Origin of the sequence: Lacisediminihabitans sp. (assembly GCF_043726815.1) — a bacterium.
In the GTDB taxonomy this organism is placed as follows: Bacteria; Actinomycetota; Actinomycetes; order Actinomycetales; family Microbacteriaceae; genus Lacisediminihabitans.
Genome location: NZ_JAYSJZ010000090.1, coordinates 1 through 12,910 on the forward strand (window position 1 = coordinate 1; position 12,910 = coordinate 12,910).

Consider the following 12,910-nt stretch of genomic DNA (forward strand, 5'->3'; position numbering starts at 1 on the left):
GCTGGCAGGTCACCGGCCTGTCCCGCAGCGGATCCCTCGAGATCCCGGGTGTGACCAACGCCGTGGCCGACCTGCTCGATCCGGCTGGACTGGGTGCGGCTCTCGCCGGATCCTCCCCCGAGCTGGTGATCATCACCGCCTGGATGCGGCACGACACGGAGGCGCAGAACATCGAGGTCAACAGCGCCACGGTTCGCAACGTGCTGGCCGCCCTCGAGCCCCAGAAGTCCGTGCGCCACGTGGCCCTGCTCACCGGCCTCAAGCACTACCTCGGTCCGTTCGAGTTCTACGGCCAGGGTGTCATGGCAGACACACCCTTCCACGAGGATGAGCCCCGCCTCGACTTTCCCAACTTCTACTACGCCCAGGAGGACGAGGTCTTCGCATCGGCGGAGCGCAACGGCTTCACCTGGAGCGTGCACCGCGCCCACACCGTCTTCGGCTTCGCCACCGGAAACGCCATGAACATGGCGCTGACTCTGTCGGTCTATGCCACCATCTGCAAGGAACTCGGACTACCGTTCGTCTTCCCCGGGTCGGCGATGCAGTGGAACGGCCTCACCGATGTGACGGATGCCGACCTGCTCGGCGAGCAGCTGATCTGGGCCGGCACGCATCCCGAGGCCGAGAACGAGGCCTTCAACATCGCCAACGGCGACGTGTTCCGCTGGCGCTGGCTCTGGCCCCAGATCGCCGAGTTCTTCGGTCTCGAATGGGAGGGCTTCGAGGGCGAACCGCGCCTGCTCGCTGATCAGATGCGCGGCATGGAGGCGACCTGGGTCGCCATCGCCGAGAAGAACGGACTCGTGGAAAAGGACCTCGGGCGACTCGCCTCGTGGTGGCACTCCGACGGCGACCTCGGCCGGGAGATCGAGTGCCTCACCGACATGACCAAGAGCCGCAAGGCCGGATTCCTGAACTTCCGCGGAACCCCGGACAGCTTCTTCGACAAGGTCGACCGCTACCGCGCGGCACGGATCATCCCTTAACCAGCGGGCTGACCTACGACAGGGTCAGGCGGGGAGGGTGGCGGTCAGGTCGATGTGCGCCTTGATCGTCGACTCGGGGTGGTGCGCCGCGTCGAGCGCATCGAGCGCATCGTCAATGCCGAAGTGCTGGGTCACCAGCGGGTTCAGGTCGATGCCGCTGTTCGCGAGGAAACGCAGGGTCTCCGGCCAGACGCCTGGCGAGCCGATGGAGCCGGTGATCCGCAGCTCCTTCGACTGGATGAGGCCGAGCTTGGCCGGCGCCTCGCGCCCCACATCGATGCCGATGTAGGCGATCCGGCCCTGGAAGGCGACGAGTTCCAACGCCGTCGCCATCACCGCGGGGCGACCGGATGCCTCGACCACGACGTCCGCGCCACGGCCCCCCGTGATGTCCGCGAGCAGGGCGACGATGCCGTCCGGGTGCACCGCATGCCTGGCTCCGAGCGACAGCGCGATAGCCCGGCGCCCCTCGGCGGGCTCCACCACGACGGTGACGGCACCCATCGCCGCGGCCGCAGCGGTCACCGCGAGGCCGACCGGACCGGCGCCGAGCACCACCACGGTGTCACTCGCGTCCACCCCGCCGGCACGCACGAGCGCGTAGTAGGCGACGCTGAACGGCTCCACCAGGGCACCCACGGTGAACGGGATCTGGTCGGGCAGCCGGTGCAGCCAGGACGGCTTGGCTACGAAGAACTCGGCGGCGGCGCCGCTGATCGAGAATCCGAAGTGGTCGGCGCCGATCACGCATTCCCCCACGACCCGGTCGCCCACCGCAAAGTCGGTGACCTTGCGCCCCACCTTCACGATCTCGCCCGACCATTCGTGACCGGGGATGATCGGGTAGCGGAAGGGGATGATGTAGCGGCCCTCGAGCAGGTCGATGTCGGAGTGGCAGACGCCCACCGAACGTGCGGCAACGAGAACCTCGTCCTCGGCGATCTCCGGGATGGGGAGCTCGGCCACCTCGGGTGTGTCCTGCACGGAGAATTGCAGTGCCTTCATGGGAGGGATCCTTAGGGTCTAGAGGGAGGGGTCGAACAGGACTTTGCCCTCGAGCGCGCCGGTGGCGAGCCGTTCGAGCTGCTCGGCGAGCCGTTCGAGCGGTAGCACGCTGTCGAGGAGTTCGGCGCCGAGGTCGGTCGTCAGGAGGATGTTCAGGGCCGGGTTGAGATCCTCGCCGCACACGTGTGCGAGCGTCGTCCGCACCGTGATCTCACGCATGACGAGGGAGTGGATGTCGACGGACTGCTCGCTCGACGGCAGCCCGACCTGCAGAATGGTCCCCCCGTTGCGCACAAGCGAGATCGCATTGTTCAGTTGGCCGGGGGCCCCGCTGGCCTCGACCACGCGGTCGGCCCCGCGTTCCCCGACGGCGGCGAGAACCGCCGCGCGGGTGTTGTCGTCGACCGGAACGATGCGGCTCGCGCCGAGCCGCAGCGCGCGATCGAGCCGCGGGCCGGCGAAGTCCACCACCGTCAGGTCGATGTCGGCGAGCGATTTCATGCCTGCGAGCACGAAAGATCCGATGGCGCCGGCGCCGATAAGCACGACCGACTCACCGTCCCGCACCCCCGAGCGGCGGGCGGCGTGCAGTCCGACGGCGAGCGGCTGCGAGAGGCCGGCGAGATCGAGGGACAGCCCCTCGGGCACCGGCACCAGGGCGCGCTCGGGGCACGAGACGAACTCGGCCATGCCGCCGTCCGTGTTGAGGCCGAGTGTGTAGTACTCGAAGCAGAGATTCGTGCGCCCCTCACGGCAGCGCACGCACTCGCCGCACCAGATTCCCGCGCCGCTCGCGACGATCTCGCCGACCGAGAATCGTCCCCCGGCGTCCGCCTCGAGCACCTCGCCGATGAACTCGTGGCCGGGGATCATCGGCCCACTGTGACCGGTGCGGGGATGGGGGCCGGGCACCGGGAAGGTGTGCGGTCCGGCCTTCCACTCCGTGGCATCCGTGCCGCACATTCCGCTGCGCAGCACGCGCAGCAGCGCCTCACCCGGCCGCCGCTCGGGGTCGGGCACCTGCTCGATGCGCACATCGTGAGCCCCGTAGTACCGGGCAGCCTTCATCATGTCTTTCCCTCGTGTTGCGGTGTGACGGGCGGAGTCAGACGGTCTCGCCGCGTCCCTCCGGGGTGTTCAGGTGGGACTGCGCGCTCCGCAGTGTGGGCAGCGGACCGTCGATGCTGAAGTAGCGCTGTCCCGCGACGAGCAGCTTCTCCGCCGGGAACTTGGTGATGACCTCGCACCCGGTCGCGGTCACGACGAGCTCTTCCTCGATGCGGGCCGCGCCGATGCCGTCGGCTGACGGCCAGTACGTCTCGAGGGCGAACACCATGCCCTCCTCCAGCACCTCGGGATGTTCGATCGACACCAGCCGCGAGAAAATCGGCTTCTCCCAAATCGAGAGTCCGACCCCGTGGCCGTACTGCAGCGCGAACGCGGCCTCCTCGTTCGGGAATCCGAACTCCTCCGCCCTGGGCCACACCTTGACGATGTCCGCGGTCGTGGCGCCCGGGCGCACCAGGGCGATTGCCCGGTCCATGTACTCGCGGGCCCGCTTGTAGGCGTCGTTCTGGGCCGAGCTGGCCGAGCCGACCGCGAAGGTGCGGTAGTAGCAGGTGCGGTAGCCCTGGTAGCTGTGCAGGATGTCGAAGAACGCCGGGTCGCCTGGCCGGATGAGCCGGTCTGAGAAAACGTGCGGATGCGGCGAGCAGCGCTCCCCGGAAATCGCGTTGACACCCTCGACGTACTCTGAACCGAGGTCGTACAGCGTCTTCGAGACGAGGCCCACCGTCTCGTTCTCCCGCACACCCGGGCGCAGGAACTCGTAGAGGGTGTCGTAGGCGGCATCCACCATCGACGCCGCCTGGGTGAGCAGGGAGATCTCGTCCCGACCCTTGATCGCGCGGGCATTGAGGAACACCTGCTGCCCGTCGACCACATCGATGCCCAGCGCCTGCAGCGCGAACAGGACGGGAGGCTCCACCACGTCCACCCCGAGAGGCTCGTGCGCCACCCCGAATTTCTCCAGCTCTCGTTTGATCTTCGCCGCCAGCTCCTCGGCGATGCCCGCGTTCGGGTTGAACGCGCCGCGCAGGGTCGAGATGCCCGCACGCGAGCCGGACTCCGCCCTCGGACGCACGGCACCGTGATGCGGGGCATGCGGGTCGGCATCCATCTCCGATGTTGTCGTGTCGAGCCACGGGTTGTACAGCGAGTGGTGCTTCGCGGCCGATCCGAAGTCCCAGACGATCGGATCGCTGTTCCGCGTGATCAGCGAGAAGCGGATCAGCTTGTCCATTGCCCAGGTGCCGATATGGGTCGCCGACATATACCGGATATTGGCGAAGTCGAACGCCAGCAACGACCCGAGATCTGACTCCTCGAGCTTCACCCTCAGCCGCACCAGCCTTTCGGTGCGCAGTCGATCGAAGTCGATTCTGGTCTCCCAGTCGACGCCGTTGGTGCCGAATGTTGCGGTAGTCATCGATGGTCCTTTCGGGGCCTGGTGGTAAGGAGAGGGCGGGATAGCTCAGACGAGGATCATGCCGCCCTCGATCGCGATGACCTGGCCGGTGATGTAGTCGGAATCAGAGCTCGCGAGGAAGATCGCCGTGGGGGTGATGTCCTCGGGCTGCGCTGGACGACCCAGCAGGATGTCGCTCGCCATGGAATCGAAGCCGGCGTCACCCTCGCCCATCTTCTCGAGATCGGCGTCGAGCTTGGTCCAGAGGGGCGTCGCCACGACGCCGGGAGCGAAGGCGTTCACCGTGATCTTGCTCGCGGCGAGCGAGCGAGCACCGGACTGGGTGAGCGAGATCACCGCAGCCTTGGCCGCGCTGTAAGGCGCAAAACTGGGAAATCCGGTGCGCCCCGCGATGGAGGCGGTATTCACGATCTTGCCGCCCCCGCCCTGGGCGAGGAACTGCTTCGCCGCCTCCTGGATTCCGATCAGCACGCCGAGGGCGTTCACGCGCATGATCAGTTCAAAGTTCTCCTCGGTGATCTCGAGGAACTTCATCGGCGAGTTCATTCCGGCATTGTTGAAGTAGGCATCGAGACGACCGAATCGGGCAACGGTGGCGGCGATGCCCGCAGCGACGCTGGCACGATCGGTGATGTCAACGCGGGTGGCGAACGCCGATCCGCCCGACGCCGTGATCTCTGCGGCAACCGACTGGCCACCTTCGAGATTGAGATCGGCGATCACGACGTGCGCGCCCTCGGCCGCGAACCCGCGGCTGATACCGGCGCCGATGCCGGAACCACCGCCGGTGACGACGATGCTTCTGCCCGCCAATCGATCGCTCATCTGCTCTGCTCCTTTGCAGTAGCGGCCACGCTGCCCGTCGCAGGGTTCGCAATGGCTCCACAATTGTGTAGTGTCACTGTACAGCGAGTTCGCGATGATTCAAACTGGTGGGACGCGAGTCGTACCAGTCGGCTGGCGACATCATCAACAAAGGAGTTGCCATGGTTTTCACCGTGTCCGGAGTCCACCACGTCGGGCTCTCTGTGAGCGACATGAAACGGTCGTTCGAGTGGTACTCGACGATGTTCGACCTGGTACCGGGCGACGTGACCGAGGGCTCGGGCGAGGCCCTTTCCGACAGCCTGCAGGTGCCAGGCGCCCGCCTTTCGTTTGCCATGATCTCCATTGGGAGCACGCGCATCGAGTTCCTCGAGTACCACAATCCCCGCGGCCGCGAGTTCGACCGAACCAACGGCGACATCGGGTCGGCGCACATCTGCCTGGAGGTCTCCGACCTCGATCAGGCCTACGCGGACCTCACAGCCAAGGGCGCCGTCTTCAACGCGCCCCCGGTCACCCTCGAGACTGGAGTGCACGCTGGTTCCAAGTGGGCGTACCTGCGCGATCCGGACGGCATCCAACTCGAGATTTGGCAGTCGAACGCCGTCTGAGGGTCGATTTCCGCAAGGACCGTTCACCGTTGCTTCACAATCCGGTCAGAAGGATCGATGGAGGGCGCATCGGGCCGCGATATCACTTCGCGCCGAGCTATCGGGCATTCACGAGCACCTTTACCTCGTTGCCGCTGGGGTTGAGCAGCATGTCGAAGCCCTTCTCAACAAGGTCGGCGACGCCGATTTCGGCAGTGACGACGCGCTCGACGGCAAGACCGCGGCGCGCGATGAGATCGATGACGCGGGGCCAGTCCGTGAGCGGGTAGCACCACGTGCCGTTGTAGGTGATCTCTCGCAGCGACACCTGCATCGGGTCGATCGAGGCCGGCCGGGTGTGCAGCCCCGTCTGGGTGATGGTGCCGGCCGCCCGCACTGCACCGAACGCGGCCTGAAGCGCCCGCTCGTTGCCGGAACACTCCACGACGGAGTCGACTCCGATGCCGCCCGTGACATCCCGCAGGTAGCCCACGACATCGATCGACGAGGGGTCGAGCACCTCGCCCACGTCGAGGGAACGTGCGAGGGCGGCGCGCACGGGATTCACCTCGGAGACGAAGACCCGCGCGCCGATCGAGCTCGCATAGATCGACGCGAGGGCGCCGATCGGACCCGCGCCGGTGATGAGCACCGTGTCACCGGGACGCACGCCCGCTGTGTCGACGCCGTAGGCGGCGACCGCTGTCGGTTCGACGAGCGCGCCCTGGATGTCAGTGAGCTCGTCGGGCAGCGCGTAGACCTGGGTCGCCGGCACGACCGCGAGTTCCGCGATGCCGCCCCAGGCGAAGCTGAGGCCCACGCACGCCATCCTCGTGCAGAGGTGTCCGAGGCCCCGGCGACAGAAGTAGCACTCGCCGCAGGAGATGATCGGCATCACCGACACTCGCTGGCCGACGACGACGTTGCGAACGCCGGCCCCTACCTCGACCACCTCTGCCGAGAACTCGTGGCCAAGAATTTGAGGGGCCGAAGCACCGGTCAGAGGATGGGCGTGCGTCGGTATCACGATCGGGCCCGCGGCGTACTCGTGCAGGTCTGTGCCGCAGATTCCGCACCAGAACGGCCGAACGAGCACCTCGCCCGGGCCAACCTCCTTGGGGGCATCCACCTCCTCGATCCGGATGTCGTGGGCATCGTGGAAAACCGCTGCGCGCATGTGCTCAACTCCTCGTGTCTTGTGACGCGTGTCTTGTGTTTCGTCTGGTCTGAAGATCTGTTGTGCCGTGTCCGTTCAAGAGAGTCTGGCGAAAGCTAGTGCGGCCTGGATCGGCCGTGCACGAACCAGATACCCTGCATCTCGGCGCCTCCGGGATTGCGAAAGACGTGCGGGATTGACGAGTCGAAGCCCAGCGACTCCCCCTCGTTGAGCAGGAAGATCTCGTCACCGATGGTGACCTCGAGTTGCCCCATGGTGACGTATCCGTACTCGTAACCGGAATGTTGGGAGAGTTCCTCGGTGTCGGCCGAACACGCCCCGGGAGCGTAGACGATCTTCATGAAGCTGACAGCCGGCTCCGGGGTCGCTGCGAGACGCTCCCAGACCACACCGGCGGCCATGTCGAGGTGGGAGCGGTGCCGTGGGTGGACGACGGAGATACGATTGGCGAACTCGGACGGCTGCCAGACAAGCGCCGGGTCGGTAAGACCGCCCTCCCCCGCTCGCGCGGACTCGACGACCCCGCTGCCGGCCGCGGAGGCCGCGTCGGTCTCGCCGTCGATCCTGCCCTCGAAGAGCTGATCGACCGAGACATTGAGCCGCTGGGAGAAGGCGTAGAGCGTGGCGACAGAAGGCTGGGACTTGCCGTTCTCGATCTGCGAGACGAACGAGGGCGACACATTCGCCTGCCGCGCGAGTTCACGAAGGCTGAGCCCGGACTTTTGGCGCAAGTCCTTGAGACGCGATCCGAGAGTGTCCACGGTCGCTCACACCGCCAAACGGGGACTCATACGATCGCCCGGCGCTTCTTGCGAGCGCGCACGAGGGAGTAGACGATCGCTGCGACCAGGATGAGTAGACCCTGAAAGAGGTACTGCCACATTTGAGAGAGACCGAGGAAGGTGGTCGCGTTGAGCACCTGCACGAGCAGGACGGAACCGAGCAGCGTGCCGACAAAAGTGCCGCGGCCGCCGAGCAGGCTCGTTCCGCCGAGCACGACCGCCGTGATGCTCGTGAGCGTGTAGCCGACGCCCTGGGCTGGGTCGCCGACCCCGATCTGTGCCATGAGCATGACGGCCCCGACGAAGGCGAACAGCGAGGTCGCGACGTAGGCGAGGATGACCGTGCGGTTGATGCTGATGCCGGATCGGCGAGCGGACTCTTCGCTCGACCCGGTCGCCCGCAGACGCCAGCCCCACCGCCGCTTACGCAGGAAGAACTCACTGACTAGGGTGGCGACCAAGAGCACGATGAACGCGACCGGAATGGGCCCAACCTGCCAGCCGATGATGGCGGTAATCGACGAGTTTATGTACCCGTCGGGTCCGTTGCGCAGGATGAAGCTGAAACCCTGCAACGCGATGTAGATCGTCAGGGTTGCGGCGATCGGGGTGAAGCGCGCAAACCGGATCAACGACCCGTTGACGAAACCCACGGCTATGGCGACGACCACCATGAGCACGAAACCGATGATGATGGCGACCGGAGGCTTGCCGTCGTTGACGAAGAACGATGCGACCACCACGAGGAAACCGGCCAGAGGGCCGACAGAGAGATCAATGCCGCCGATCAGAAGCGAGATCGTCTGCCCGAGTGCGATGAAACCGAGCGCACTGACGAGGGTCAAAACCGAATAGATGTTGAAGTCGGAGAGGTAGCGGGCGTTCTGGCTGAAGATGAACGAGCCGAGCAGGACGATGACGCCGACGAGCAACACGGCAGGGGCATAGTCTCCCTGGACGAATCGCCGGACTCCGGTCGACTTGGATGCATCGGCGACCGCATCGACCGAGACCGACCGGGTCGTCGATCGAACGGCGGCGTGGATCATCCGCTCTTCGCTGATCTCCTCGCCGTGCAGAACCTCGACCGCGTGGCCACGAGACATCACGATCACGCGGTCGCAGAGGCCCTCGAGTTCCTTCGCGTCGGAGGAGGCGACGACCACCGGGATGCCGGAGGCGGACACGTCGCGCAGGATCGAGTAGATCTCGGCGCGCGCCCCTACATCCACGCCCTGGGTCGGCTCGTCGGCGATGACCAGCTTCGGCTCGGAGAGCAGGGCCCGGGCCATGACGACCTTCTGCTGGTTTCCGCCGGAGAGGGAAGACACGACGGAGTCCAGCGATGCCGCCTTGACGGACAGCGAGCCTAGGGTCTCGCCCACCGTGCCGAGTTCTCGCTTGCGGCTGAGGAACCACCACCGGCGGAACTTGGTGAGCGCGGAGACCGAGGCGTTCTCGCGAACGGAGAGGGTCATCATGAGGCCCTCGCGGTGGCGGTCGGCCGGCATGAAAGCGGCGTCGTGCAGCAATTCGCGCGGCGGGAGCTCCCTGCCCCCGACCGAGACGCTCCCGGTGAAAGATTCGAGGCCGGCAAGCGCGCGCATGAGTTCGCTTTGGCCGTTGCCGACGACGCCCGCGATGCCCACGATCTCGCCGCGCTTGGCGGCGATCGAGATGTTCGCAAATCCGGGACCGGTGAGTCCGTCGATGGTGAAGTTCGTCTCGTCGGCCTCAGAGGGCACGTGCTTGGGTGGGAAGGTCGATTCGAGGGTGCGGCCGACGATCATGGCGAGTAGCTCTTCGTCACTGATCTCGTCGACCATGACGCTTCCGCGCACGCGCCCGTCCCTCAAGACAGTGACCCGGTCGGCGAGTTCACGAACCTCGGCGAGGCGGTGAGTGATGTAGACGACGGCAGTGCCGGCCGCGACGACGGCGCGCACCCTCTCGAAGAGCAGGGTCACGGACTCCTGTCCGAGCGGCGCGGTCGGCTCGTCGAGGATGAGCAGGCGCGGTTTGAGCGCGAGAGCCTTCGCGATCTCGAGCAGGTGCGTCTGGGCCACCGTCAGCAGCTCGACACGATCGCGAAGGTGCACCCGCAGGCCAACCTCGGAGAGGAGGCGCGTCGCCGTCGCCTCAACTGACTCCCCCGACGCGAACACAGATGCCGGGAGTGCCACCTGCAGGTTCTCGAGCACCGTCATGTCTGGCAGAACGGCTGGATGTTGGTGGACAATGGCGATGCCGAGCTGACCTGCGATCACGGGCGTGAGGCCGTCCACCGGCGCGCCTTCGAACTCGATCGTGCCCCCGTCAGGCTGGGCCGTTCCCGACGCCACGTTCATCAGGCTGGGCCGTTCCCGACGCCACGTTCATCAGGGTGGACTTACCGGCCCCGTTTTCGCCGAGGATGGCGTGCACCTCTCCCGGCAGGATGGTCACCGACACGTCGGAGAGTGCGGCAACACCCGAGTAGAGCTTCGAGATGTTCGTCATGGTGAGCGTCGCCGGGGCGATCGAGGGAACCCGGTCCGGCGCGGTCACGTCAATGGTGTCCTGGTTGTTCACGGTGTTGGCCCTTGCCTGTCTGTGCGGTGTTCGGGGGTGAGAGCAGGCGCCGGGTCGGCCAGGACCATGATCCTGACCAACCCGGCGATTGCCCGGTCGAGCTACTTCTTCAGCAGTGCGGCCTGGTCCTCTGGAGACATCTTCGCGGAGAGGTAGATGTCACCGGGAAGGTCCTTGCGGCACTGGACCTTGCTCGGCGTGCCGGTCACGGAGTCCTCGAAGGCCGGAGCCTTGAAGACCTTGTCGGACGGAAGCTTGCCGCCGGTGGCCTTGGCAACGGCGTAGTCGACGGCGAGTCGCACGTTGTCGTTACCGGTCGCGACGGTCATGAGCTTGAAGTCCGGGTTGGCTGCCGTGTTGTCCTGGTAAAAGCACCCGAGCGAGTTGCCGTCGGAAGTGACCAGGGACGGGATGGAACGACCGCCCTTGGCGAAGGCGGGAAGCGCCCCGACGAGAGACGGTCCGAAGTCCGAGACGATCACGTCGATCTTCGGGTACTTCGCGATGTCGGCGGTGAGCACCTGCTGCGTGAGCGCCGGGTCCCAGTTCGTGACCTCGGGGGTTTCACCGATGTACTTGTACTTGGCGTCGGTGAGCACGGTCTTCATGCCTTTGAGCTCGTCGGTGGCCTGGCTGTTGCCCTTCGGACCGCTGATGAAAAGGATGTTGCCGCCATCGGGGAGGTTGGTCTTGATCCAATTGCCCCAGTTCTTGCCGTCCGTCGTAAAGTCGGCACCAATCCAGGCGGTGTAGTCCACGCCGTCCTTACCACCGGGAAACACCCGGTAGGGCACGGTGACGACGCCGGCCTTGTACGCGCTGCGCAGGGCGGGCAGCATCGCCTGGCCGGCATCCGGGAATACGACGAGGGCATTCACGCCCTTGGCGACCATGCCCTGGATGTCGGAGATGGCCTTCTGGGTGTCGCCCTGGCCGTCGGCATACTCGTACTTGGTGACGCTCGAGCACTTCTTGACCTCGTCGGCGCCGGCGGCGGTGGTGACCAGGCGCCAACTGTTGCCACCGAAGCCGTCGAGCAGGCCGAGGGTGATCTTCTTCGGCCCGCACCACGAAGGCGCTCCGGCGACCGACGTCCCGGCACCCGATGAGGTGGCGCTGTTCGGTGTGGTGCTGCTGCAGCCGGCGAGTGCCAGTGACGCCGCCACGATCGTCGTGGCTAGCAAGGTGAGTGTACTGCGACGTTTCATGTGTGATTTCCTCCTGGTGGGATGCGACGCCTCTGTCGCTCGATTTCGACCGCTGTGTCGAAAGTGATGTTCCCCGCTCGGCCCGGTCATGCGCGCGCTCCGGCCGCCGGCGCCTTGCGCCGCAGCCGCTGTCGCAGCGCTGCCCAATCCACCGTGTACAGCGCGACCCCGATGGCCAGCGCCGCGGCCTGCACGAGCGTGCGCACCGCGTAGGGAACCCCGAGCGACAGGACGAACTGGTCGAGCTGGCTCAGGAAGATTGCCGCGACGACTGTCGCGATGGGGAAGCCGCGCCCGCCGAGCAGCGACGTTCCACCCAACACGACCACCGCGACTGCCGGGAGCAGGTAAGAGTCCCCCTGAAAGGCGGTGGGCTGGTTGGTGATGCCCGCAAGCAGAATTCCGGCAAGACAGTAGAGCAACTGCGCCCAGACGAAGGCGAGAGACTGATGGGTACGCACTCGCAGCCCCGTGGCCCGGGCGGCGAAGGGATTTGCCCCGATCGCCTCGAATCGCCGCCCGGCAACGGTGCGCTTCACGAGCACCGCGACCACGAGCAACACGCCGACGGCGAAGAAGGCGGAATTCGGAATACCGAAACTGAGTCCGCCCGCGATGGATGCGAGCAGCCTGGTCGTGCTGCGTGGGGTGCCGCCGGATATTCCGAGCACGGCACCGAAGAGGAGAGCGTTGGTGCCCAGCGTCGCGATAATCGAGTTGAGACCAAGGCGACCGACCATGAAGCCGTTGAGCAGACCCGCGGCTATCGCGTATCCGACGGCGAGAAGCACCGCTGGCAGGAGCTTGCTGTTGTCACCGTTGGGCTCGTGGCTCACGATCACGATGGCCAGGGAGACTGCGCCCGGGATGGATAGGTCGATTCCGCCTTGCTGCACGACCAGCATCTGCCCGAGCCCCACAATGGCGAGCACTGCGGCGAAAGGGACCATGCCGAGGATCGCGCCGGGTGAGACGCTTGTGGGCGCGAACACCGCGCAGACGATGAACAACAGCACCGTCGAGACCCCCACAGTGACGAAGCCCTTGGAGATGGCGATGCGGGAACTGGTCAGTTTCACGGCATCACGCGTCGTCGCGTCGGTCATACTTTCTCCCAACAGGTTTCGCCGGACGACATCTGTGTCGGTCAGCGAGTGTTGAGTGTGACTTTACGTGTGAACACCCATTGTTCACAAGTGCTGTTCGATAACAATTCGGATTGCGGTGCGAAATCCTCCCTGATTTCCGTCAGAACGGGGGACGCGTCTTGGGCGA

At 65.9% G+C, this 12,910-nt stretch carries 12 protein-coding genes; 2 read left to right on the forward strand and 10 right to left on the reverse strand.

Annotated features, from left to right (window positions below):
- The coding region (locus ACHZD8_RS13750) for an SDR family oxidoreductase (RefSeq protein WP_394770996.1) at positions 1–989 on the forward strand (989 nt) is incomplete at its 5' end.
- 24 nt (positions 990–1,013) lie between these two features.
- Here ACHZD8_RS13750 and ACHZD8_RS13755 read toward each other — a convergent pair.
- The 4 genes from ACHZD8_RS13755 to ACHZD8_RS13770 are packed head-to-tail and all read right to left on the reverse strand — an operon-like array spanning position 1,014 to position 5,307.
- Positions 1,014–1,994 carry a zinc-binding dehydrogenase gene (locus tag ACHZD8_RS13755; protein ID WP_394770997.1) on the reverse strand — a complete coding sequence of 327 codons (981 nt, stop codon included), beginning with the start codon at positions 1,992–1,994 and terminating at the stop codon, positions 1,014–1,016.
- A gap of 18 nt (positions 1,995–2,012) precedes the next feature.
- Positions 2,013–3,065 (reverse strand): zinc-binding dehydrogenase, encoded by a 1,053-nt coding sequence (locus ACHZD8_RS13760; protein WP_394770998.1) that lies wholly within the window; start codon positions 3,063–3,065, stop codon positions 2,013–2,015.
- Between the two features lie 34 nt (positions 3,066–3,099).
- Positions 3,100–4,482 carry a M24 family metallopeptidase gene (locus tag ACHZD8_RS13765; protein WP_394770999.1) on the reverse strand — a complete coding sequence of 461 codons (1,383 nt, stop codon included), beginning with the start codon at positions 4,480–4,482 and terminating at the stop codon, positions 3,100–3,102.
- 45 nt (positions 4,483–4,527) lie between these two features.
- Complete coding sequence (locus ACHZD8_RS13770; RefSeq protein WP_394771000.1) at positions 4,528–5,307, reverse strand: SDR family NAD(P)-dependent oxidoreductase; 780 nt, start codon at positions 5,305–5,307, stop codon at positions 4,528–4,530.
- Positions 5,308–5,468: 161 nt separating this feature from the next.
- On the opposite strand from ACHZD8_RS13770, the gene ACHZD8_RS13775 reads away from it, so the two are divergent.
- The gene (locus tag ACHZD8_RS13775) at positions 5,469–5,918 is read left to right on the forward strand and encodes a VOC family protein (protein WP_394771001.1); all 450 of its coding nucleotides are present in this window, start codon (positions 5,469–5,471) and stop codon (positions 5,916–5,918) included.
- Between the two features lie 97 nt (positions 5,919–6,015).
- On the opposite strand, the gene ACHZD8_RS13780 is transcribed toward ACHZD8_RS13775, so the two are convergent.
- The 6 genes from ACHZD8_RS13780 to ACHZD8_RS13805 form a co-directional block, all read right to left on the reverse strand.
- Entirely contained in the window at positions 6,016–7,074 is a 1,059-nt protein-coding gene (locus ACHZD8_RS13780) for a 2,3-butanediol dehydrogenase (protein ID WP_394771002.1), read from the reverse strand.
- A 95-nt stretch (positions 7,075–7,169) separates the two neighbouring features.
- Positions 7,170–7,835 (reverse strand): helix-turn-helix domain-containing protein, encoded by a 666-nt coding sequence (locus tag ACHZD8_RS13785; RefSeq protein ID WP_394771003.1) that lies wholly within the window; start codon positions 7,833–7,835, stop codon positions 7,170–7,172.
- Between the two features lie 26 nt (positions 7,836–7,861).
- Positions 7,862–10,198, reverse strand: coding sequence for an ATP-binding cassette domain-containing protein (locus ACHZD8_RS13790; RefSeq protein WP_394771004.1), 2,337 nt, complete (start codon positions 10,196–10,198; stop codon positions 7,862–7,864).
- Entirely contained in the window at positions 10,173–10,427 is a 255-nt protein-coding gene (locus ACHZD8_RS13795) for an ATP-binding cassette domain-containing protein (protein WP_394771005.1), read from the reverse strand. Before ACHZD8_RS13795 ends, ACHZD8_RS13790 begins: the two co-directional genes overlap by 26 nt.
- A 101-nt stretch (positions 10,428–10,528) precedes the next feature.
- Entirely contained in the window at positions 10,529–11,635 is a 1,107-nt protein-coding gene (locus ACHZD8_RS13800; RefSeq protein WP_394771006.1) for a substrate-binding domain-containing protein, read from the reverse strand.
- Between the two features lie 86 nt (positions 11,636–11,721).
- Positions 11,722–12,741 (reverse strand): ABC transporter permease, encoded by a 1,020-nt coding sequence (locus ACHZD8_RS13805; RefSeq protein ID WP_394771007.1) that lies wholly within the window; start codon positions 12,739–12,741, stop codon positions 11,722–11,724.
- Positions 12,742–12,910 lie beyond the last annotated feature (169 nt).

Excerpts from the sequence above, each read along its gene's own strand:
- ACHZD8_RS13780 (WP_394771002.1), bottom strand. The coding sequence starts at position 7,074 with ATGCGCGCAGCGGTTTTCCACGATGCCCACGACATCCGGATCGAGGAG.
- ACHZD8_RS13775 (WP_394771001.1), top strand. The coding sequence starts at position 5,469 with ATGGTTTTCACCGTGTCCGGAGTCCACCACGTCGGGCTCTCTGTGAGC.
- ACHZD8_RS13765 (WP_394770999.1), bottom strand. The coding sequence starts at position 4,482 with ATGACTACCGCAACATTCGGCACCAACGGCGTCGACTGGGAGACCAGA.
- ACHZD8_RS13755 (WP_394770997.1), bottom strand. The coding sequence starts at position 1,994 with ATGAAGGCACTGCAATTCTCCGTGCAGGACACACCCGAGGTGGCCGAG.
- ACHZD8_RS13800 (WP_394771006.1), bottom strand. The coding sequence starts at position 11,635 with ATGAAACGTCGCAGTACACTCACCTTGCTAGCCACGACGATCGTGGCG.
- ACHZD8_RS13805 (WP_394771007.1), bottom strand. The coding sequence starts at position 12,741 with ATGACCGACGCGACGACGCGTGATGCCGTGAAACTGACCAGTTCCCGC.
- ACHZD8_RS13760 (WP_394770998.1), bottom strand. The coding sequence starts at position 3,065 with ATGATGAAGGCTGCCCGGTACTACGGGGCTCACGATGTGCGCATCGAG.
- ACHZD8_RS13770 (WP_394771000.1), bottom strand. The coding sequence starts at position 5,307 with ATGAGCGATCGATTGGCGGGCAGAAGCATCGTCGTCACCGGCGGTGGT.